Origin of the sequence: Amycolatopsis sp. lyj-84 (assembly GCF_046549075.1) — a bacterium.
Taxonomy (GTDB): domain Bacteria; phylum Actinomycetota; class Actinomycetes; order Mycobacteriales; family Pseudonocardiaceae; genus Amycolatopsis.
On record NZ_JAJPWO010000019.1, the window covers coordinates 41,678 to 61,925 of the forward strand.

The 20,248-nt window shown below is 68.1% G+C and carries 21 protein-coding genes and 1 tRNA gene; 19 read left to right on the forward strand and 3 right to left on the reverse strand.

Features of this window, described 5'->3' with window-relative positions:
- Positions 1-219 precede the first annotated feature (219 nt).
- The 4 genes from ACLJRM_RS39125 to ACLJRM_RS39140 all read left to right on the forward strand — a co-directional run bounded on the left by ACLJRM_RS39125 (position 220) and on the right by ACLJRM_RS39140 (position 6,374).
- On the forward strand, positions 220-1,665 hold the full coding sequence (locus ACLJRM_RS39125; RefSeq protein WP_101610150.1) for a GGDEF domain-containing protein: 1,446 nt from the start codon (positions 220-222) through the stop codon (positions 1,663-1,665).
- 122 nt (positions 1,666-1,787) lie between these two features.
- A complete protein-coding gene (locus ACLJRM_RS39130) occupies positions 1,788-3,941 on the forward strand; it encodes a phospholipase A2 (protein ID WP_101610151.1) in 2,154 nt (717 codons plus the stop codon).
- A 372-nt stretch (positions 3,942-4,313) separates the two neighbouring features.
- Positions 4,314-5,717 (forward strand): LCP family protein, encoded by a 1,404-nt coding sequence (locus tag ACLJRM_RS39135; protein WP_168214595.1) that lies wholly within the window; start codon positions 4,314-4,316, stop codon positions 5,715-5,717.
- Positions 5,718-5,903: 186 nt separating this feature from the next.
- The gene (locus ACLJRM_RS39140) at positions 5,904-6,374 is read left to right on the forward strand and encodes a helix-turn-helix domain-containing protein (RefSeq protein ID WP_101610153.1); all 471 of its coding nucleotides are present in this window, start codon (positions 5,904-5,906) and stop codon (positions 6,372-6,374) included.
- A gap of 72 nt (positions 6,375-6,446) precedes the next feature.
- On the opposite strand, the gene ACLJRM_RS39145 is transcribed toward ACLJRM_RS39140, so the two are convergent.
- Complete coding sequence (locus ACLJRM_RS39145; protein WP_410665921.1) at positions 6,447-7,907, reverse strand: flavin-containing monooxygenase; 1,461 nt, start codon at positions 7,905-7,907, stop codon at positions 6,447-6,449.
- A 103-nt stretch (positions 7,908-8,010) separates the two neighbouring features.
- Between ACLJRM_RS39145 and ACLJRM_RS39150 the strand changes: the two genes are divergently transcribed.
- Together ACLJRM_RS39150 and ACLJRM_RS39155 are read left to right on the forward strand one after the other, a co-directional pair.
- A complete protein-coding gene (locus ACLJRM_RS39150; protein ID WP_168214596.1) occupies positions 8,011-8,586 on the forward strand; it encodes a TetR/AcrR family transcriptional regulator in 576 nt (191 codons plus the stop codon).
- A 233-nt stretch (positions 8,587-8,819) separates the two neighbouring features.
- Positions 8,820-9,230: a hypothetical protein gene (locus ACLJRM_RS39155; protein WP_174720456.1), complete on the forward strand. Its 411-nt coding sequence runs from the start codon at positions 8,820-8,822 to the stop codon at positions 9,228-9,230.
- A gap of 3 nt (positions 9,231-9,233) precedes the next feature.
- Here ACLJRM_RS39155 and ACLJRM_RS39160 read toward each other — a convergent pair whose 3' ends face one another.
- Complete coding sequence (locus tag ACLJRM_RS39160) at positions 9,234-9,455, reverse strand: DUF3618 domain-containing protein (protein ID WP_005165704.1); 222 nt, start codon at positions 9,453-9,455, stop codon at positions 9,234-9,236.
- 124 nt (positions 9,456-9,579) lie between these two features.
- Between ACLJRM_RS39160 and ACLJRM_RS39165 the strand changes: the two genes are divergently transcribed.
- The 13 genes from ACLJRM_RS39165 to ACLJRM_RS39225 all read left to right on the forward strand — a co-directional run bounded on the left by ACLJRM_RS39165 (position 9,580) and on the right by ACLJRM_RS39225 (position 18,726).
- A tRNA-Leu gene (locus ACLJRM_RS39165) sits at positions 9,580-9,653 on the forward strand.
- Between the two features lie 717 nt (positions 9,654-10,370).
- Complete coding sequence (locus tag ACLJRM_RS39170) at positions 10,371-10,535, forward strand: hypothetical protein (RefSeq protein ID WP_410665922.1); 165 nt, start codon at positions 10,371-10,373, stop codon at positions 10,533-10,535.
- Positions 10,532-10,936, forward strand: a complete 405-nt coding sequence (locus ACLJRM_RS39175; RefSeq protein ID WP_101610156.1) for a hypothetical protein — start codon at positions 10,532-10,534, stop codon at positions 10,934-10,936. Before ACLJRM_RS39170 ends, ACLJRM_RS39175 begins: the two co-directional genes overlap by 4 nt.
- Before the next feature lie 34 nt (positions 10,937-10,970).
- Positions 10,971-11,543 (forward strand): phage tail protein, encoded by a 573-nt coding sequence (locus tag ACLJRM_RS39180; protein ID WP_101610157.1) that lies wholly within the window; start codon positions 10,971-10,973, stop codon positions 11,541-11,543.
- Positions 11,544-11,607: 64 nt separating this feature from the next.
- Positions 11,608-11,898, forward strand: coding sequence for a hypothetical protein (locus ACLJRM_RS39185; RefSeq protein ID WP_410665923.1), 291 nt, complete (start codon positions 11,608-11,610; stop codon positions 11,896-11,898).
- 116 nt (positions 11,899-12,014) lie between these two features.
- Positions 12,015-12,302 carry a DUF5361 domain-containing protein gene (locus ACLJRM_RS39190; protein ID WP_233223031.1) on the forward strand — a complete coding sequence of 96 codons (288 nt, stop codon included), beginning with the start codon at positions 12,015-12,017 and terminating at the stop codon, positions 12,300-12,302.
- A 9-nt stretch (positions 12,303-12,311) separates the two neighbouring features.
- Positions 12,312-13,235: a hypothetical protein gene (locus ACLJRM_RS39195; RefSeq protein WP_410665924.1), complete on the forward strand. Its 924-nt coding sequence runs from the start codon at positions 12,312-12,314 to the stop codon at positions 13,233-13,235.
- Between the two features lie 50 nt (positions 13,236-13,285).
- The gene (locus ACLJRM_RS39200; RefSeq protein WP_410665925.1) at positions 13,286-14,422 is read left to right on the forward strand and encodes a hypothetical protein; all 1,137 of its coding nucleotides are present in this window, start codon (positions 13,286-13,288) and stop codon (positions 14,420-14,422) included.
- Positions 14,423-14,427: 5 nt separating this feature from the next.
- Positions 14,428-15,294 carry a phage distal tail protein gene (locus ACLJRM_RS39205; RefSeq protein WP_410665926.1) on the forward strand — a complete coding sequence of 289 codons (867 nt, stop codon included), beginning with the start codon at positions 14,428-14,430 and terminating at the stop codon, positions 15,292-15,294.
- 25 nt (positions 15,295-15,319) lie between these two features.
- Complete coding sequence (locus ACLJRM_RS39210) at positions 15,320-16,372, forward strand: hypothetical protein (protein ID WP_410665927.1); 1,053 nt, start codon at positions 15,320-15,322, stop codon at positions 16,370-16,372.
- Positions 16,373-16,383: 11 nt separating this feature from the next.
- Positions 16,384-17,415: a hypothetical protein gene (locus ACLJRM_RS39215; protein ID WP_101610164.1), complete on the forward strand. Its 1,032-nt coding sequence runs from the start codon at positions 16,384-16,386 to the stop codon at positions 17,413-17,415.
- 7 nt (positions 17,416-17,422) lie between these two features.
- Positions 17,423-18,556 (forward strand): hypothetical protein, encoded by a 1,134-nt coding sequence (locus tag ACLJRM_RS39220; RefSeq protein WP_101610165.1) that lies wholly within the window; start codon positions 17,423-17,425, stop codon positions 18,554-18,556.
- A complete protein-coding gene (locus tag ACLJRM_RS39225) occupies positions 18,553-18,726 on the forward strand; it encodes a hypothetical protein (protein WP_168214391.1) in 174 nt (57 codons plus the stop codon). Before ACLJRM_RS39220 ends, ACLJRM_RS39225 begins: the two co-directional genes overlap by 4 nt.
- A gap of 475 nt (positions 18,727-19,201) precedes the next feature.
- On the opposite strand, the gene ACLJRM_RS39230 is transcribed toward ACLJRM_RS39225, so the two are convergent.
- Positions 19,202-20,119, reverse strand: a complete 918-nt coding sequence (locus ACLJRM_RS39230; protein ID WP_101610274.1) for a cation diffusion facilitator family transporter — start codon at positions 20,117-20,119, stop codon at positions 19,202-19,204.
- Positions 20,120-20,248: the final 129 nt, after the last annotated feature.

Genomic DNA, 20,248 nt, shown 5'->3' on the forward strand with positions numbered 1-20,248 from the left:
CGGTCACCCCTTCCACGACGCGTCTCGAAAAACATTCAGCTGTCAAGATCAGAAATCACGGGACACGATTGCCACCTCCGGTCGGTGTTCGCGGGCACCCTCGCCGGTGTCGAACAACTGATGCGATGGGATGATACCGGCCGTGGAATACGAACGGTGTATCAGTCGGTACCGGTGAGATTACTCAGCCGTGCCATCCGCGCGGAAAAGAGGTAGCAATTGCCAGCCGAGACCGGCGACCGCCGCCAGCACGGCGACGGCACCGGCGACCTTGACGATCAGGCGGGGACGGCCGCCACGGCGAGCGGTGCACCGGTGACCGAACGCGGGCAGGCAAGCCCGGAAGGTGACCAGGCCGAACCGCCGCCGCGCCATCCCTATGATCCCAGGGCGTGGGCGCTGTGGCAGCGGCCGAAGCGGTTCATCGCGTTCCTTTTCGCCATGGAGGCGATCGGAATGGCGATCATGGTCGTCGCCACGATGAATTCCACGAATCCGGGAAGAACGGACTGGGTTCGTTTCGCAATTCTTGCCATCGGCGCCACGGCGCATATTCAGCTCACCCAGCGACAGGAAGAAAGGCGTCGTGATCGAAGCCGCACCGTTCTCATCGATCTCACCGCCGTATGGACATTTCCGGCCGCGGTCATCCTGCCGCTTTCGCTGACCCTTTCCATCATCGCGCTCGTCCGGATCCAGCATTGGTTCATCGCCCGGCGGCCCGCGCACAACTTCGTGTTCTCGTCGGTCACCCACGGCGTTTCGGTGACCCTGGCGTCACTCACCTTCGCCGCGTTCGGCCCGCATGAATGGGGACGGATTTCCGGCTGGGACACCCTGGGCGAATTCGGCGTCCTGATCGTCACCGGGATGGTCTTCGAGGCGGTGCAGATCGCCTACATCGGCGGCATCCTCGCGATCGGCTCGTCGAAGCGGCCGTCGCTCTCGACCGTGCTCGGCAACGCGGCGGACAACCTGCTGGAGGCCATCACGATCGGCCTCGGCGCGGTCACCGCGGTGCTGCTGTTGATCATGCCACCGATGGTGATCGTGATGGCCGTGGTGACGGTGGTGTTCAATCGCCTCGCCGAGATCGACCAACTGCAAAACGACGCGCGGACGGACCCGAAAACCGGTGTTCTCAACATGCGCGGATGGTCGGAGTCGGCCGATCGGGCGCTCGCAAGGACCGCCCGATCGGACGACAACCTTGCGCTTCTGATGATTGATCTCGACCACTTCAAGTGGATTAACGACACATATGGACATCCCGCGGGCGACGACGTCCTCCGCGATGTGGCGCAGAAATTGGACGAGGTCACCCGGCCCGCCGACGTCATCGGCCGGTTCGGCGGCGAGGAATTCCTCGTGCTTCTTCCGGATATCGACGAAACGGCCGCGAAACTCGCCGCCGAGCGAGTGCGCAGCGCTATCGCCGAACTGCATATAGTGACCACCGACAAACGGGGCAGCCGCGTCACCATCGCAGGCCGTACTACCTCGATCGGGGCGGCACTGTTCCCTCGTCACGGTGATTCGCTGGAGGAACTCCTGCACGCCGCCGACGCCGCCGTCTACGTGGCCAAGGAGAACGGCCGGAACCAGGTGCGGTTCGCCCAGGATCTGGACCGGCCCGCTCCTCCGTCGCCCACCGCCGAGACCTGACGCAAGCGCCTCCAGAGGGCCAGGACACGGCCAAAACGCGCCACACCATCAGGGCACCCGGTGGGTGATCCCGGGGGTTATCCGGATGTCGGCCCCGATCGGCGGATGGCACCCTTGACGCCATGCCAGCGACAGCCGACGCCGACCGGAAGCCCGTCAGGATCCGGCGGCCGTGGTCGACTTCGGGTTGGCTGCTGCTGGTCACCGTGCTGGTCTTCGGGTTCGGCCTGATCGCGTCGCGGCCGGCCTCGCCGCCGGATCAGGGACCACCGACGGGTGACCTCCTCGCCGCCCAGAACGCGGTCGACGCGCTGGTGCGGCCGGGCCGGGTCGAGAACGTCATCGCCGAACTGCCCGCGGACTTCACCGCGGTCAGCGGGATCACCCCCGGCGTGATGACGGCACGCGACGGCACCGTGCGCGCCGTCCACACCGACGGCGGCTGCTCCGCGCCCTGGGGTGACGACAACACCAAGTGGGATTACGCCGTCCCCTGCAAAGCCCACGACCTGGGCTACGACATCCTCCGCTACGCCGAACGCAAGGGGCACCCGCTCGGCCAGGACGCCAGATCCACGCTCGACGACCGGCTCTCCGCCGACATGCACCACGCCTGCGCCCTCAACCCGATGGACTCGCGCGGCACCTGCGAGGTCGTCGCCTCCCTCTACACCGCCGGTCTCGTGCTCAACTCCTGGCACCAGCGCTGGGGGCCGCCGGTCGGTGACCCGCTCGGCCCGATGATCGTCGGGGTGCTGGTGGTCGGCGCGCTGCTGGTGTTCCGCCTCCGCGGCTGGGTCCGCACCCGCCGGACCGCCGTCACCCTGCCCCGCGAGCCGCGTCCGGTGCTCCCGGTCGGCCGATGGGCCCTGCTCGGGGTCGCCGGGGTCGTGCTGATGCTGCTCGGCGAATCCGCCGTCGCGCTCGCGCACTGGGCAGGCGCGCCGGAGCGGTCGCTGTGGCCGTTCACCTGGCTCGCGCAGCTCTGCCCGCTGATCTTCTTCGCGGTGGGCCGGATCAACGAGGCGGGCTGGAGATCGATCCGCGCGACCGGCGGCCGCTATCCGCAGTACCTCGCCGATCGCGCCAGCCCGCTCCTGCGCCCCGCGCTGATCTTCGCCGTCGTCGCGCTGGTCGTGCCGCTCGCCCTGGAGGTGCTGGGGATCCCGACGGGCACGAACGCCACCGTCATGCGGATCGCGCTGCACCCGCTGTGGCTGCTCGGCGTCTTCCTGCTGACCGTCGTCCTCGCGCCGGCGCTGCTGGCGCTGTATCGCCGGACGCGCACCGTCTCCGTCGCCGGCCTGCTGGCCTTGACCTTGGCGAGCGAGGCCGCGGCGCAGTGGTCCGGCTCGGCGATCCCGCGCTACGCGGAGACGTTGTTCCTCGCCCTGTTCGTCCAGCAGCTGGCGTTCGCCCACGCCGACGGAGTCCGCCCGCCGCGTGCCGCGCTCCTGGCGACGGCGGTCACCGGCGCCGCCGGGCTGGGGCTCGCGGTCACCGTCCTCGGCGAAGGGCCGATGCTGCTCGGCGGCCCCGGCGCCCCGGCCGCGTTGTCGGGCCCGCCGTGGGGTGTCCTCCTGCTCGGGCTGGTCCAGCTCGGGCTCCTCGGACTGCTCGCGCGACCGCTGGCCCGGCTCGGCCAGAGTCCCGTGGTCGCCGCCACCGCCCGCCTCGTCCTCCGCGCCCCGATGAGCCTCTACCTCGGCTTCCTGTCCGCGATGCTGCTGCTCGTGGCGGTCGTTTACCTGCCAGGCCCGGTCGTGGACGGCCTCAGCTGGCTCGCCAGGCCGAGGGTCCTGCTCGCGCTCGCCCTGCTGGCCGTCCCCGCCGCGCTCGTCTTCTGGTGGTTCGAACGTCATTCGGGCCCGCAGCAGCGGGCCGTCGACGAACCGGGCCTGCGCGCCGCGGTGTTCTGCCGCGCCGCGGCGACGGTCGGGATGGCGTACGCGATGCTCGGCGTGTTCGGTTTCGCGCTGACCCGCTTCGGCGGCGCGTCGGCCGACGCCGACCTCCTCGGGTTGCGGCTCGGGCCGGTCCAGAGCCTGGTCAACCTGTTACTCGGGGTGTACCTGCTGCACACCGTCCGGAACGGCACCAGCCGGATGACCGGGACCTGGCTGGTCTGTGCGGTCGCGTGCGCTCCGCCGCTGATGGGGGCCCTCGACGGCAAACAGGTGAGCGCCGCGTCCGTCGCGCTGCCGGTCGCGACGATCGTCGTCGCGATGTTCGCTGCGGCAGCCACGCTGGTCCCGACGAGAGCCGCACAGCGCTGACCTGGCCTTCTCCGTACCATTGAGGGCAAACCGGTGGTGCGTGCCACATCTTCGGGGGGATGTGTAATCCTGCGACAACCCGCAACAGGCACCATGCGTCCCTTGAGAAGACCGTAGAACCGGTACCGGAGAGAAGGAGCAGACCGCGTGGAGTACCCGCCTCGGAATGGGCATGGGGATCGACGTCCCGCCCGGCCTAGGCAGGACGCGCCCGGACGCGTTCCTTCCCGCCCGGCCCCGCCCCGTGGAGCCCGCCCGGCACCCGCCCGCCAGGCCGCGGCGCCGCCGCCCCGGCGCCCGGAACCGCGTCGCGCCCCGCGGCGGCCGTTCCGCGGGCCCAAGATCGCACTGGGCCTCGTGTCCCTCCTGGTGATGGGCCTGACCGGCTACGCGTGGGCCGCGATGGACGGCCTGACCTTCGCGAACGTCGGCATCGGCGCCGACAAGGGCGACAAGCCCGCCGACGGCGCCCGCGACATCCTGCTCGTCGGCCTCGACAGCCGCACGGACGCGCAGGGCAACCCGCTGTCCAAGGAGGTCCTCGCCCAGCTGCGCGCCGGGCAGGCCGACGGCGAGCTGAACACCGACTCGCTGATCTTCGTGCACATCCCGAACGACGGCTCGAAGGCCGTCGCGATCTCGCTGCCGCGCGACTCCTACGTCGACATTCCCGGCGGTTTCGGCAAGCACAAGATCAACTCGGCGTATGCCCGCGCGATGCTCGACGAGCGCAAGAAGCAGCAGGAGAACGGCGTCTCCGACCCGAAGGAACTCGACCAGAAGGCCAACGAGGCCGGGGCGAAGACCCTGATCAAGACGGTCGAGCAGCTGACCGGCTCGACCATCGACAACTACGCCGCCATCAACCTGCTGGGCTTCAGCGAGATCACCCAGGCCATCGGCGGGGTGGACGTCTGCCTCAACGACGACGTCAACGACCAGTTCTCCGGCGCGAAGTTCACCAAGGGCCCGCACACCATCTCCGGTGTCGAGGCGCTCGGTTTCGTCCGGCAGCGCCACGGGCTGCCGCGCGGCGACCTCGACCGGGTCGTCCGGCAGCAGGTGTTCATGGCCGGGATGGCGCGCAAGGTGCTCTCGGCGGGCACGCTCGCGAACCCCGGCAAACTGAACGACCTGATCACGGCCATCAAGAAGTCCGTCGTGCTCAACCAGAACTGGGACGTCTTCGGCTTCGCCCAGCAGATGAAGAGCCTCACCGGCGGCCAGCTCGAGTTCCGGACGATCCCGATCGTCAACATCGAGTACAAGACCCCGAACGACGGCGTCGCCATCCAGGTCGACCCGAAACAGGTGAAGGACTTCGTCCAGGGGCTCGCGGGCCCGCAGCCCGGCGAGCAGGCACCGGCGCCCACCGAGTCGGCCAACAAGGCGACCACGGTCGACGTCCGCAACTCCACGAACCGGGACGGCCTCGCCTCGACGGTGCTGAAGCAGCTCGTCGACAAGGGCTTCACCGCGGGCGACACGGCCACCGCCAGCGCGCGCAAGAAGACGGTGATCTGGGTCGCCAAGGGCGAGAAGGCGGCGGGCCAGGCCGTCGCCGCCGAACTCGGGGGCGACCCGACCGTCCAAGAGGACAAGAGCGTCGAGGCCGGGCACGTGATGGTCTTCCTCGGCTCGGACTTCAAGCAGGCGAGCGGCGCACAGGGCTCCGGTTCCTCGCAGAACGCCGCCGGTTCGTCGGCCGCGGCCCCGCCGCCCGAGCAGTCCGACGAGAAGCCGATCACCGCCGAAGGCGTGCCCTGCGTCAACTGACGCCCTCGCCGCGCGGGCATTATTCACCCATTCGGCCCAGCAGGCCAAAATTGGCATGAAAAGCACCCTCGAAACCGCGTAAGAGCGGACCACCTGCCGACTTTCATTCACGTGAGTGCGCTCGTCCCGGGTTTTGTCACATGGGGTGAGCGATGGGAGCAGGGTTGGCAAGGCAGGGGTCGGGGAGTGCTGATCGACGCTGAGAGCTATCAGCGGATACTCGGAGACGAGCTCCGCAAGCTCCGCCGTAAACGTGGCTGGACACGCAAGGAACTGAACCAGCATCTGCAGAGCGAGATCTCGCTCCAGACGCTGGCCACCTACGAGCTGGGCACCCGGCATTGTTCCGTGGTGCGGCTGGTCGAACTGTGCGTCGCGATGGACGAGCTGCCACAGGATCTGCTGGCCAAGGTGCATCGCCGGGTGTTCGTGGACGAACCGGGCCGGGTCCGGATCGATCTGCGCCTGGTGATCAAGGACGACCAGGAAGAACTGCTCCCCCTGCGACGGTGGGCGGACGATCGGCTCAAGCGGTCGGCCGACAGCGGATCCGCCGAAGTCCATCTCGACTTCGCGGCGCTGGAACGGATGGCCGAACTCTGCCGTATCCCCACCGTCGATCTCATCGGAAGGCTTCGCCGGCTCAACCCCTCATGAGCGCGGCGTTCCCCGGTCCGTGAAGGCCTTGCCCCCCATCTGGGCTTTCACGGACCCTCCCTCTTTCCCTCCTCAGCCGTGGAGGTCGTAGTCCTCGCGGCGCACCTTGCGGGTGTCCAGCCAGTACCGCCAGGTGAAGCCGGGCCAGATCGTCCGGTTGACACCCTTCGCGTCCAGGTACCAGCTCTTGCAGCCGCCCTGCGTCCAGATCCCCTTGGCGAGTTTGCGCTGGATCTCTCCGTTGAACCGCTCCTGCGCCTCCGGCCGCGGGTCGAGCGCCTTGCCCCGCCCGAGCCGCAGCGCCTGCGCGACGTAGGAGATCTGCGCTTCGATCATGAACACCACGGAGTTGTGCCCCAGCCCGGTGTTCGGGCCGAGCAGGAAGAACAGGTTCGGGAAGCCGGACACGGTGATGCCCTGGTACGTCCGCATCCCCTCGGCCGACCACTCCTTGCCGAGATTGCGCCCGTCGCGGCCGATGATCTCCAGATCGTCGAAGGCGTCCGTGACGTGGAATCCGGTGCCGTAGATGATCGCGTCGACCTCGTGCTCGACGCCGGCGCCGTCGACGACGCTGTGCTCGCGGACCTCCTTCACGCCTTCGGTGACGACGTCGACGTTCTCCCGCGCGAGCGCCGGGTAGTAGTCGTTGGAGACCAGGACCCGCTTGCAGCCCATGGTGTAGTCCGGCGTCAGCTTCCGGCGCAGTTCCGGATCCTTGACGCCCTTGAAGATGTTGCGCTTCGCGATGCGCTGGCCGATCTTCATCACCCACGGCTGCCCGTTGAAGCCGATCGCACGGGCTTCGAGGCCCCAGTAGAGGACGTTGCGGAAGGCCCGCTGCAGCAACGGCACCGAGGCGAACGCCTTCTGCAGCGCTTCCGGCATTTCACGGTCGGGCTTCGGCATGATCCACGGCGGGGTGCGCTGGAAGAGCGTCAGTTCGGCGACGTCCTCCGCGATCCGCGGCACGAACTGGATCGCGCTCGCGCCGGTGCCGACGACGGCGACCCGCTTGCCCTCGAGGTCGTAGTCGTGTTCCCACTGCGCGGAGTGGAACGCGCGGCCCTTGAAACGCTCGATGCCGGGCAGCTCCGGGATCTGTGGCAGGTGCAGCGCGCCGACCCCGGCGACCAGCGCGGGCGCGACGAACTCTTCGCCGGACTTCGACGCGACGTGCCAGCGGTTCTCGTCGGCGTCCCAGCGGGCGCCGGTCATCTCCTGGCCGAAGCGGATGAAGCGGTGGAGGTCGTACTTCGCGGCGACGTCGCGCATGTAGCGCCAGATCTCCGGCTGCGGCGAGTACGCCCGGGACCAGCCGGGGTTCTGCTCGAACGAGAACGAGTACATGTGCGAAGGGATGTCGCAGGCGCAGCCGGGGTAGGTGTTGTCCCGCCACGTGCCGCCCACGTCGTCGGCCTTCTCCAGGATGACGAAGTCCTCGCGGCCCTCTTTCCGCAGCTGGATGGCCATGCCGAGACCGGAGAAGCCGGTCCCGACGATGACGACACCGGTCTCGGTGCGGTTGCCCATGACCCGACCTCTCGCTCACATTACCTGTTACCGGGAGTTCACCTTACTTGAAGTAGGTTACCTTCGGTAGAGTGTTGTGGTGACGACGGCGAAGCGCAAACGCATGCCACGAGCAGAGCGCGAACGGCAGATGATCGAGATCGCCGAGCAAGTCTTCGCCGAACGCGGCTACAGCGCGGCGTCGATGGACGACATCGCGGAGCGCGTCGGGGTCTCCAAGCCGATGCTCTACGAGTACTTCAACTCGAAAGAGGGACTGCTGCTGGCCTGCATCCAGCAGTCGCGGGCGGCGCTGCGCGAGGTCACCGAACGGTCGATCGCCGGCGCGACATCCGCCGAGGACGCGCTGAGGCGCGGACTGCTCGCCTTCTTCGTCTTCATCCGGGAACGACGGCAGGCCTGGTCACTGCTCCGCCACGAGATGGCGCTGATCGGCACCGGCGCCGCCGACGAAATCGAGCAGACCCGGCGCCAGCAGACCGACCTGATCGCCGCGCTGATGAGCGGCTACTTCGACTCGGGTGACGACCTGCGCGCCGAGGCGTCCGCGGAGTTCGTCGTCGGCGCGTGCGAACGGCTCGCGATCTGGTGCGAGCGACACGAGGACGTCAGCCCCGAAATGGCCACCGGATACGCGATGGACGTGCTCTGGTCGGGCCTGTCCGCGAGGGCCCGCTGAAGCGACCGTGAAGATGCGCGTGCATTAGGCCATTCGGTCGTCACTCAGAGCACATTGCCGCCAGTGTCTTGTGACACAGAGTTGTCCTACTGTATCGATGACACTGTAGAAACTCTGATGGACCTTCGCGACCTCCGTCAGGAGGGGGCGCCACCACCCGAAAGTGGCGTCATGACGGTGACGTGGCGAGGTCCACAGAGTGACGCATGCTCGCGAGGAGAGGGGTGAGGCGGATGACCGAACCGATCACCGCGTCGTACGTCCAAGAGGACGACGACTGGAAGGTCACGGTCAGCGGCTCCGGCAAGGAACTGACCGGTCGCGCACCGGGCATCATCGCGGCGCGGGACCGGGCGGACCAGCTGGTCGAGAAACTGTCCCCGCCGGAGCGGTCGACGGTGGTGCACCTGCTCAACGGCAGTGCGCTCGACTTCACCGCCGCCTACATGACGGCGAGGCTGACGCTCCCGGAGATCGAACCGCTCGAGGTTCCTCCCCCGGCGAACGGCAAGGCCAAGGAGAAGATCGAGGCCAAGCCCCCGGTGCCCCAGGGCAAGGAACTCCCGAAGGTCGTCGACGAGGCGAAACCCGCGGAGAAGCCCGAGCCCGCCAAGACACCCGCCAAGGCGGCCCAGACCTCCTGAGAGCTACTTCAGGAGCTTGCGGATCAGCAGGACGCCGATCAGCACCGCCCCGCCGATGAGCGGGTACTTCACCTTGGGCTCGTCCAGCTTCGCGCGCAGACCGGTCTTCGCGGAATCCACGAGCTTCGCGGGGTTCGCCTTCGTGCCCAGCTGGTCGAGCGTGGCGACCAGCGCGTTCCTGGCCTGCTCGATCTCACGCTCGATGGTCTCGGGATCGCGAGCCACGTGTCCTCCTCGCCGCGACGTACTTGCTGGAAGCCCACGTTAGAGGACGCCGCCCTCCGAGGTGGCATCGGCCACGCCGAGAAACGCCGAACGTGTCGCACGCTACGATTTCAGGGCGGTACTGGGGCCCGTAGCCCAATTGGCAGAGGCACACGGTTTAGGTCCGTGCCAGTGAGAGTTCGAGTCTCTCCGGGCCCACCCCCAGGTCTTCGGCCTGCAGTAGTCCCTTCCCTCCGGATACACCCCGGGGTGGCTGTACAGCAGAAATACAGCAGGACACGAACGAGCCCCCGGCAGCGATCGGCTCCGCCGGGGGCCTCTTCGTAGATCACCGCGTCCACGCCACGTCCTTTGACGGTCGGGCTCGCCGGGTCGTTCATGTTCACTTCGACGCGAGTCGAACGAGTACGCCGACTCCCGACTCCCGACTCCCGCGCGAGCGGGACGGCGCCCGCGCCGACCTCCGGGAAGCCGGTCCGAATCTGCGGATACCGCCGAACCCCGGGCGGCTTTCTCCCGACGGAGAGCCGGCGATTCGGCACCGCCGAATGAATTCGTAAGGCCACTCCGGACTAAAGCGATCTTGTGTGCGCCCCATTGGGGGAACTCGTCGCGCGCTCTCGGACGATTCGGTTGAGTCGGACGCCGATCTGCGTATACTCGGCCTCAAGCGCCGGTAGAGCCACAACGGGGGCAGCCTGCGGCGCCATGGGGTTTTTGGGGAGTACCACAACATTCCGGGGGGAATACGTGTACCCGCTCGACGCTTGACGCGTCGGCGATCGATCCATTGTGGACGTAGGGCGCCGCTTCGGCCGCACCTCTCCGCATGAGTTCATCGTGCCCGCCAAAGGCACGCGCGGAATTCTATTCAGCTCGCTTTTCGCTGCCCGTCAGCGCTTTTCTAGGAGAGCCATGCCCAGAATTCGCCTTACCTATTGGTGGAACGGCCACGCTCCCGGCGACGTGGTCGACGTCGACGATCAGGTCGCGGTCACGCTGGTCGGCCGGATCGCGGTGCACGCCGAGGAAACCGACGGCGAACCCGCGGCCGAGCGTCCTGAGAAGAGCAAGGCGTGACCGGACCGATCGTCTTCCCCGACGTCGAGCGGCTGGTCGTCGACTCGATCAAGAACCGCACGGAACTCGCCGGGATCGTCGTGGACAACAAGCCACCGCCCGGATTCAACGGCACCCAGAAGGTCGTGCTGGTCTCGCGCGCCGGTGGCGCGTGGATCGACGACCAGTATCTCGACCAGCCGTTGATCGACCTGGAGTGCTACGGCCCCGACAAGACGGCCGCGCACGGGGTGTCGCTGCTCGCGAGGGCAGCTGTCCTCACGTTGCGCGAAATCGGCTACGGCGGCGCGCGGGTGGTCGACGTCGCCGAGATGGACGGGCCGCGCTGGCTGCCCGATTACCACCACGCGGCGGCCAGCCGCTACCTGGCCACGATGCGGCTGCTCGTCCGGCCGGCATGACCTTTCCCGATTCCCAAACCAAGGAGTAGCGCAGATGGCTGGTTCCAACGCCAAGGAAATCCGGGTCGCCGGCAGCGGCCGCATCCTCGTCGCCCCGCTGGGTACCGCGGCACCCGCGGACACCGCCGCGGCGTGGGGCGCCGACTGGAAGGACCTCGGTTACACCACGACCGACGGTGTCAAGGTGGCCAAGAAGGACAAGATCGACCCGATCGACACGTGGCAGAGCGTCAGCCCGGCCCGGTTCGTCTACTCCGACCGCGACCTCACCTTCAAGTTCCAGATGCTGCAGCTCAACGAGGACACGATGCCGTTCTTCTTCGGCGGCGGCGCGGTCGCGCAGGTCGGGACTTCCGGTGTCTACAAGTACGAAATGGCCGCCGAGCCGAAGTTCGACGAGCGCATGCTCGGCGTGGAGTTCACCGACGGCGGCGACGTGAAGTACCGCCTCGTCGTCGCGCGTGGACAGGTCACCGAGACCGAAGAGATGGCGCTGGTGCGCACCGCTCCGCTGAAGCTCGGCGTCACGTACACGGCGCTGGCCGTCGACGAGAAGGCCCCGCTGGTCACCTTCCTGATGAAGGACCCGGCGTACGCCGCCGTCTGACGACCCCATCGGGGGCGCGGACCCGCCCGGCCGCGCCCCCGCCCTGTACCGAAAGGACACCGCCATGACCCGTTTCAGCATCAACGCCGCCCGAGCCCAGCGCCTCGAAGCGGACGGCGCGGACTGGGAGTTCGAACTGGACGACGAGGTCTTCCGGCTGCCCCGCGAGTTCCCGCGGGCCATGGCCAAGCAGCTGAGCCAGATCGACGACAACGACATCGACGGCCTGCTCGAAGTGCTGCTCGGTGAGGAGCAGTACCAACGCTTCAACACGCACACGGTGACCGTGCAGGACGTCGCCGCGCTGCTGGAGGCCTACGGCAAGGAGACGGGTCTGCCGCTGGGGGAAGGCTGAGCCTCGGCACGCTCGTCGAAGAGCATGCCGAGGCCCTCGAGGCCGACCTGCTGCGGTACTACCACGTGGATTTGCTCGACTGGTACCGGGAGAAACTGTCGTCCCGGCGGTTGAAGGTGCTCATCGAGCACCTGCCGCGGGATTCGTCGTTCGCGAAATCGTTGCACGGCGAGGAAGCGGAGTGGCACCTGAGCGACCACCTGCTGGCCGCGGTGGTGGATCACCTGGCGGTGTCGAACTGGATGTTCGCCACGGTCAACCGGGACGAGGACGCCGAGGAAATCCCTTACCCGCAAGCCATTCCACGTCCGGGCCCCGATGCGGCCGACGAGGAAGCACCGAAGGCGGAACCCGAAAACACGGACGCGAGCGAGATCCTCGCTTTCTTTCGCAGCACTGGTTAGGAGACGGACGTGACCATGCCGCCCATCGGGGGCTACCACCCGACCGGCCCCGGCCCTGGCCCGATGACGCCTGAGCAGAGCGAGGCGCTGGTCAAGCAGGCCGTCGCGGCGTTCAAGGTCGCGTTCCCCGACCCTGCCGTGCTCCACAAGGGCGAGATCACGGCCATCAAGAACGAGGTCAACGCTCTCAACCTCGCGGTCAACGGCATCAAGGGCGAGTTCAACATCGTCAGTGCCCAGTCCGACCTGGTGAGATTGGAGACCAAGCCACTCTTCGATCTCCAGGAATACGTCGCGAGCAAGAAAGGCGAGCGGCCCGACCAGATCAAGGCAGAGGCCGCTGCCGCTCAGAAGAAAGCCGATGACGCCCATCAGCTCGCCCAGAACTCCCTCCGCAGAGCCAACCAGATCGATTCCGCACTTCAGCGAGTCGTCATCAATCAGGTCAGACCGCTCGACCAGCGCGTGGGGACCGTCACCCGGGACACCGCCGCCGCGACCAGGCTCGCCCGTAGTGCCGATCAGAGCGCCGGGAACGCCCTACGAAGGGCCAACCAGGTCGACGCCGGAGTACAGCAGGGCATCGCCGCGCGGCTCAATCCGATCTCACAGAGCATCTCGACGTTGCGGGGCCAGGTCGCCCAGCTCGGACGGCGCACGGCGGCCCTCGGGCAGGACGTGACGGCGGCTCTGCGAGGAGTCCGGCGAGTCGGCTCTGATCAGAACCAGCTCATCCGGCGCATCACCAAGCTGGAAAACCAGAAGAGCGGCCAGGGCAAGGGTCCAGCGGGCGTCGACACGAAGAAGCTGCGCGAAGAGGCCGACCGAACCCGCAAGGCCGCGAGTGCCCTCGAGTCCGCCGTCCGCGGCACGAGCGCGCCCATGAGGAAGTTCGCGGCGGAGAGCAAACAAGTCACGCAGTCGCTCCGCTGATCTTCACCACCCGCTGACCATCACCACGCAGACGAAGGAAGCCAGCCAGCATGAGAAATGCCTTGGTACAGGCCACGGGCGCGGTCGGCCGGTTCCGCGCGGCGCTGGCGCAGGCCAGTGGGTCGGGCGGCCAGTTCCGGACGGCCACGAGTCAAAGCACCACCCAGGTCCGCCAGCTCAAGACCGCGGCCGATCAGGCGGCCAGGTCCGTGCAGCAGGCCGGGCGGCAGGCGGCGTCCGGCGGCGGGTTCTTCTCCCGGTTCAGCCAGGGGCTGCGCACCGCGACCACCGCCCAAAGAGGACTCAACACGGCGATGAAGGCCAACGTCCTCGGCTTCCTGCTCAGTCTGTTGCTGCCGCTGATCTCCAAGATCGTCGACATGGCCATGCAGTCGCAACGCGTGCGACAAGTCGTGTCCGCGGCCTTCCGGATCATCGGGCAGGTCGTCGGCGCGGTGATGGACTTCGTCCGCAAGATCATCAGCGCGGTCTGGCCGTGGATCGAGACCTATGTCCGGACGTACATCACCATCGTCATGACGGTGATCCGGACCGTCATGAACGTCATCCAGACGGTCATCTCCACCGTGTGGAACGTGATCTCCACGATCTTCCGCACGGCCATGAACGTGATCAGCACGGTCGTTTCCGGTGCCTGGAACGGCATCAAGAACGTGATCATGCCGGTCATCACCTGGATCGGCGAGGCCATCCCGGCCGTGTGGAACCGGGTGACCGGCGCGTTGCGCGCGGCGTGGGACGGGCTCGCGGGCTTCGCGCGCGCCGCGTTCGAAGCGGTGCTCGGCGCGGTCAAGGCCCCGATCAACGCGATCATCGGCCTGGTCAACATGGCGATCCGCGGCCTCAACAGCATCAGCGTCACCATCCCGGACTGGGTGCCGTTCGTCGGAGGGAAGACGTTCGGTCTCAACCTTCCGCAGATCCCGCAGCTGGCCGCGGGCGGTATCGCCACGCCGGTGCCGGGCGGGCGGCTGGTGAATGTCGCCGAGGCGGGGCACGCCGAGGCGATCATCCCGCTGTCGAAGCTGCCGCAACTGCTCGACCTGACGAACAAACGCCGCGACGAGAAGCCGGTCACGGTGAACATCCATCCGAGGGCACGGCAGTCCGAGTACGAGATCGGCCGGATCGCCGCGCGCGAGCTGGCCTGGGCGGGGAAGAGATGACCGCGATGGGGGCTCCGGGATCCGTTCTGCAGCAACCGGTTTTCTCGGTCGACGGCTGGGCGGGCAACACCGTCGACGCCGAGGGCGTGGAGTGGTGGGTGACCAAGGAGGAAGGCTGGGCCTCCTCCCCCGCCGTCCGGCTCACGTTGACCGACCGGCCGGAGCGGGACGGCGCGTTCGACGCGCCGTCCTACCGCTCGCCCCGGGTGATCACGTTGGAGGGCACCGCGGTCGCGCCGGACCGGATCAGCAAGGAGCGCGCGAAAGACCGGTTGGCCGCCGTGCTCAACGACGGCTCACGGCTGTCCCCGCTCGTGGTGACCGAGCCGCACGCGGTGCGCCGGGCGATGGTGCGGCTGTCCAGCGAGTCGAAGATCCTGGACAAGAAGGCGGGCGTGTTCGAGTTCTCGGTGCAGGTCACCGCGCCGGACCCGCTGCGCTACTCCGCCGAGCTGCGTGTCGCGACCTGTCCGCTGCCCAGTTCCGCGGGCGGGTTGACGTTCCCGCTGACCTTCCCGCTGGACTTCGGGACCGGCGCCACCGGCGGCAGGCTGTCGCTGGAGAACAACGGCACGGTGGCGGCCTGGCCGACGTGGAAGATCAGCGGCCCGTGCGCCGACCCGGTGATCGTCAACACCCAGACCGGCGAGGAGCTGGCCTTCCAGATCCAGCTGGCCGCGGGTGAAGTGCTCGTCGTGGACACCGACGCGCGAACCGTGCTGCTGCAAGGCCTCGCGTCGCGGCGCTCGGTGATGCTGCCCCATTCACGCTGGTTCCCGCTCGTCCGCGGCGGGATCGACGTCGCGTTCCGGGCCGCCGCCTACAACCCGGCCACGCGGCTGACCGCGGAATGGCGTGACGCATGGAGCTGACCATTTCGAGACTAGGAGCCCGCTGATGCCCGAGCGCGATTCCGCCTGGTTGTCCGGTGGCGTCGTCGACGCCGAGGACGCCCGGCTCGCCACCGGTTCCCTTGTGGCCGCCGGGAATTCCCCGGCGCAGAGCCGGACCGGGCTGCGGCCTGCGGCGAACGCGGGCCGGGTCGCCCCGACCAGCCCGCCGTCCGGCAAGGTTCAGGTCAACCCGTTCCAGGCGGTCATCCAGGGCACCCGTTCGCCCAGCGCGGGCTCGTACCTGGTGACCCTCGACCAGGCCAAGACCATCGACGTGCTCGGCGCCGTGCCCGCCCACGCGACCTACGCCCGCTACGACCTGATCGTGGTGCGCCAGACCGACGTCCAGTACGGCGACACCGCGTCGGCGATGACGGTGAGCCTGGTCGCGGGGACACCCGCGCAAACGCCGGTGGAGCCCGTGGTCGCCGGTGACGTCATCGTGCTGGCCCGGATCACGGTGCCCGCCAACGCGACCACGATCGGCTTGACGCAGCTCCAGGACAGGCGTGTGTTCACCAGTGCCGTCGGCGGTGTCGTGCCGGTCAACGGCGAAGTGCACCGGCCGGCCGTGCCGTACGCCGGTCAGCTGGTGTACCGCCAGGACATCCGGGTGCTCGAGGCCTATGAAGGCACGGTGTGGAAGCCCGCGGTGACCAACTCGATGGCCATCTACGGGCCCAACGACCCGGGCTGGCCACTGGGCGGGGTCACCGTCGGCGGCGAACGCCGGGTGTTCAACCGGCTGACCGTGCCCGCCGTGTACTTCACCCGCAGGCTGTTGATCACCGCGATCGCCTTCTACGACACGTCCGGGGCGGCCGACCGGTACGACATCACCCTTCAGGCCAACGGCACCACGGTCGGCCTGACCGTGGTCAGCACCCAGATCGGCTCCGGGATGGCCACGGGTTCGGTGACCGCGATCGCCAATCAGCCCGCCGACACGGTGGTCACCGTCGAGCTGGGCATCCAGCGGTTCGACGGCGACGGGGTGGCCAATGTCGGGTGGGGCCACCCCTACGACTCCATCAACGTTCTCGCGATCCCTAGCTAGGAGACGAAACCATGCCAGAACGCGACTCCGGCTGGGTCGGTGGCGCCGTCGTCGACGCCGAGGACGCCCGGCTAGCCACCGCGGCCCTCGCCGCGCCCGGCAAGACCCCGGCCCAGTCCCGCACCGGCCTGCGGCCCGCACCCGGTGACCCCGGTTTGATCCGCGCGACCGCCACGCCGTCGGGAAACGTGACCGTGCAACCGTTCCAGGCCGTCATCCAGGGCACACGGCACGCCGCCGCGGGCGCCTACCTGGCGACCTTGGACGAGCAGAAGACGCTCGATGTGCTGAAGGTGCCCGCGCACGGCTCGTACAGCAGGCACGATCTCGTCGTCGCCCGGCAGACCGACGCGCAGTACGGCGACTCGACTTCGAAGTTCACCGTCGAGGTCGTCCCCGGCACCCCCGCGTCGCAGCCCGCCGACCCGGTGGTGACCGGCGACGTACTCAGGCTCGCCCGGATCACGGTGCGCGCCGCCACTTCGGCCGTGACCGGGGGCGACATCACCGACCTGCGCCCGTACACCTGCGCGGTGGGCGGGATCCTGCCTGTGCGCAACGCGAGCGAGCGTCCTGTCGACGCCTACCCCGGCCTGTACGTGCATCGTGCCGACACCGGCAGGCTCGAGTTCTGGAGCGGCAGCGGCGGCGGGTGGAAGTCGCTGGTGGTGGACGACGACACGGGCTGGCAGGCCGTGCCCGTGGCCGCCAACTGGACGGCGGGAAGACCGAATGACGACGAGGAAGCCACGGTGGTGCACATCCGCAGGATCGGCCCCATGGTCTACGTGCGGGGCGCGGTCACCCGCCAGAACATCCCGGCGGGCCACGGCACGGTGATCCTGACGATGCCACAGGCCTACTGGCCGCAGTACGGGCACCACTGGGCCGGGAACACTTGGGGTGGCCAGGCCATCGGCTCGCATCAATTCCTCGACCTCGGCATCCAGCGAAACGGCGCACTGGCCATGTGGACCGACAGCGACGTCTCCGTGCCCGTCAAGGAGACCATCCTGCTGAACACGTCCTATCTGCTGGGCTGACCGGACGATGGCGAACCAGAACACCGCCCGCTATCGGTACATCGTGGCCGATCTGCGGACCGGGCAGGTGCACGCGGAACTGCCGCTGCGCGACGTCTCGTTCAGCTCGGTGCTCAACGACGCGGGCGAATTCCAGGGCCAGCTCGTGCTCGGCGATCCGCGCATCGCCGTACGCGAGCCCGAGTTCCTGACGAGGCCCGCGCACACGGCGCTGTACGTCGAACGCGACGGCGTGCTCGTGTGGGGCGGGATCGTCTGGACGAGCAAGTACTCGTCGGCGGGCCGCGCGATCGAGATCGGCGCGGCCGGATTCCTGTCCTACTTCGACCACCGCAGGGTACTGCCGAAGGACTTCGACCCGGCGACCGGCAATCTCGCGAGTATCGCGGTCACGTACACGAACGTCGACCAGACCGAGATCGCCCGCAACCTGGTCGCGACCGCGCAGGGACATCCGCGCGGCGACATCCGGGTCCAGTCCGATCCGTCGGTGACGTCCGGGATCCCGCGGACGATCGGCTATCCGGGGCGTGAGCTCAAATCCGTCGGCGACGCGCTGCGCGAACTGTCCAGTTTGGAGAACGGGCCGGATTTCGCATTCGACGTCGGCTACGGCGAGGGCGGCCACGCGGTCCGCAGGTTGCGGGTCGGCACACCGGAACTGGGCCAGCGGGGCACGCCGCATGTGTGGGAGTTCGGCGGCAACCTCATCGAGTACGCGTGGCCACGCGACGGGTCTTCGATGGCGACCCGGGTGTTCGCCCTCGGCGACGAGAACGAAGAAGGCCAGCAGGTCGGCATCGCGCAGGACGGCTCGCCCGCCCGGCTGTTGCTGGAGACCGAGGTGTCGCTCGTGAACCTGAGCGACCCGGAGCTGCTTCGTTCGCAGGCTCGTTCGGCGCTGGCCGCCGCGGTCGATCCGGTGGTGCTGCCCGAACTGGTCGTCCGGGGCGACCTGGATCCGGTGCTCGGCTCGTACTCCGTCGGCGACCAGGCGCTCATCGTGGTGCGCGACGACTTCTTCCCGCTCGGAACCCAGTTCCGGGTCCGGATCGTCGCGCTCGAAGTGACACCCGGCGACGACGCGGGTGAGGAAAAAGTGCAGCTCACCGTGTCACCGATCAGCGGAGGACCGTCATGACCCGCGTGAACCAGCCCGACTCGCTGCTCACCGAGCTGCGCGACATCAAGCGGCGGCTTCGGGCGCTGGAGACCAGGAGTGCCGCGCTCGCCCCGGCGCCCGCCGCCTCTGCGGCCGAGGCCGCTGTCGTGGCGGAACCCGGGGAGCCACGCGCCGACGACGCCGACTAGCTCGTGAGTGGTAAGGACGGTTATTGAGGGGTAAGTCAAATGTGGCATGACCGAGCCTCTGCGGCGAAGGACTCCTTCGCTGGCTTCAAGGTTAAGAGGTGGCTTTCGTGGCGTGGTTCTGGACCGGCCTGCGGGCGCCAGTCGCTCCCGAATGTCCACAAGGGACACTTCCTGGCGACTGAGTGTCCGATTGATGATTATATGTGCGGTTTTCGAGGGGGTCGTGAGTGGCAAAGAGGGTTAGAACCCTCTTTGCCACTCACGACCCCCACCCCGAACCACGCAAAGCGCCTAAACCAGACATCGATATCTTGGAACCTGTCCCTTAAGGACAGTCGAGGGAGCGTCAGGTCATCCTCGCGACCCTGCTCCCGCCCGTCGACCCTGCTGCGCGACCTTTGGCTTACGCGTTTGGTCCTCTAGTTGCGGTAGTTGGCTTCACGAACTACCGCAACTAGAGGACTAAACATGGGGGCTACCAGGAGAGTTCCCGGCACCGTTGCGCGCACTGGGGCACTTCTATCTGCAGCGTCGCGTGCTCGATCGAGTAGCGGTCGGCCAGGAGGTTCTGGGCCTCGGTCAGGACCGCGGCCTGCTCGACGGTCGGCGCGATGGTGAGGTGCGCCGAAGCGACCTCCATCCCCGAAGTCAGCGTCCAGACGTGCAGGTCGTGGACGTCCTCGACGCCCTTCAGCCCACCGAGTTCGGCCTGGATCCCGGCGACGTCGACCCCCTTCGGCGCGTGCTGGAACAGGATCCGCAGCGCGCGGCGGGCGAGGGCGTAGGTGCGGGGCAGGACGAACAGGCCGATCGCGACACCGATGATCGGGTCGGCGTAGCGCCAGCCGGTCAGCAGCGTGATCGCGCCGCTCAGCAGCACCCCGACGGAGCCGATGAGGTCGGCGAGGACTTCGAGGTACGCGCCCCGGACGTTGATGCTCTCCTCTGCGCCCTTGCGCAGGATCAAGAACGAGACGATGTTCGCGACCAGGCCCGCGGCCGCGGCCAGCAGCACCGGCAGGCCGGGGACGACGGGCGGGTCGCTGATCCGGCCGAAGGCCTCGACCAGGACGTAGCCCGCGACGCCGAACAACAGGATGGCGTTGCCCAGCGCCGCGAGCACTTCGGCCCGGTAGAAACCGAACGTGCGGGTGAGCGTCGGGCCACTGCGCCGGGCGAGCATGATCGCCGCCAGCGCCATGCCGACCCCGAGGACGTCGGTGAACATGTGCGCGGCGTCGGAGATCAGCGCGAGCGAGCCCGTGGCGAACCCGACGATGAACTCCATGACCATGAAGCCGGCGCCGATGACCAGGGCGATCGTCAGGCTCTTGAGGTAGCGGCCTGACGCGCTCGACGGCGATGCCGTCCCATGCCCGTGCCCGTGACCCATTGCTCCGCCTCTCGTGAAGTCGACAGGCCGAATATATTGTCACATGCGCATATGTGCAATACAGGTGAGCCTAAGTTCACCATGTCTTAAGCCACACAAGGAAGCCATCCCCCAGGAGGGCCTTCCCGA

What these genes read in the sequence shown, in the direction of transcription:
- ACLJRM_RS39130 (WP_101610151.1), top strand. Translation starts at nt 1,788, where the DNA reads ATGCCAGCGACAGCCGACGCCGACCGGAAGCCCGTCAGGATCCGGCGG.
- ACLJRM_RS39135 (WP_168214595.1), top strand. Translation starts at nt 4,314, where the DNA reads ATGGGCCTGACCGGCTACGCGTGGGCCGCGATGGACGGCCTGACCTTC.
- ACLJRM_RS39145 (WP_410665921.1), bottom strand. Translation starts at nt 7,907, where the DNA reads ATGGGCAACCGCACCGAGACCGGTGTCGTCATCGTCGGGACCGGCTTC.
- ACLJRM_RS39150 (WP_168214596.1), top strand. Translation starts at nt 8,011, where the DNA reads ATGCCACGAGCAGAGCGCGAACGGCAGATGATCGAGATCGCCGAGCAA.
- ACLJRM_RS39155 (WP_174720456.1), top strand. Translation starts at nt 8,820, where the DNA reads ATGACCGAACCGATCACCGCGTCGTACGTCCAAGAGGACGACGACTGG.
- ACLJRM_RS39170 (WP_410665922.1), top strand. Translation starts at nt 10,371, where the DNA reads ATGCCCAGAATTCGCCTTACCTATTGGTGGAACGGCCACGCTCCCGGC.
- ACLJRM_RS39180 (WP_101610157.1), top strand. Translation starts at nt 10,971, where the DNA reads ATGGCTGGTTCCAACGCCAAGGAAATCCGGGTCGCCGGCAGCGGCCGC.
- ACLJRM_RS39185 (WP_410665923.1), top strand. Translation starts at nt 11,608, where the DNA reads ATGACCCGTTTCAGCATCAACGCCGCCCGAGCCCAGCGCCTCGAAGCG.
- ACLJRM_RS39200 (WP_410665925.1), top strand. Translation starts at nt 13,286, where the DNA reads ATGAGAAATGCCTTGGTACAGGCCACGGGCGCGGTCGGCCGGTTCCGC.
- ACLJRM_RS39205 (WP_410665926.1), top strand. Translation starts at nt 14,428, where the DNA reads ATGGGGGCTCCGGGATCCGTTCTGCAGCAACCGGTTTTCTCGGTCGAC.
- ACLJRM_RS39210 (WP_410665927.1), top strand. Translation starts at nt 15,320, where the DNA reads ATGCCCGAGCGCGATTCCGCCTGGTTGTCCGGTGGCGTCGTCGACGCC.
- ACLJRM_RS39215 (WP_101610164.1), top strand. Translation starts at nt 16,384, where the DNA reads ATGCCAGAACGCGACTCCGGCTGGGTCGGTGGCGCCGTCGTCGACGCC.
- ACLJRM_RS39220 (WP_101610165.1), top strand. Translation starts at nt 17,423, where the DNA reads ATGGCGAACCAGAACACCGCCCGCTATCGGTACATCGTGGCCGATCTG.
- ACLJRM_RS39225 (WP_168214391.1), top strand. Translation starts at nt 18,553, where the DNA reads ATGACCCGCGTGAACCAGCCCGACTCGCTGCTCACCGAGCTGCGCGAC.
- ACLJRM_RS39230 (WP_101610274.1), bottom strand. Translation starts at nt 20,119, where the DNA reads ATGGGTCACGGGCACGGGCATGGGACGGCATCGCCGTCGAGCGCGTCA.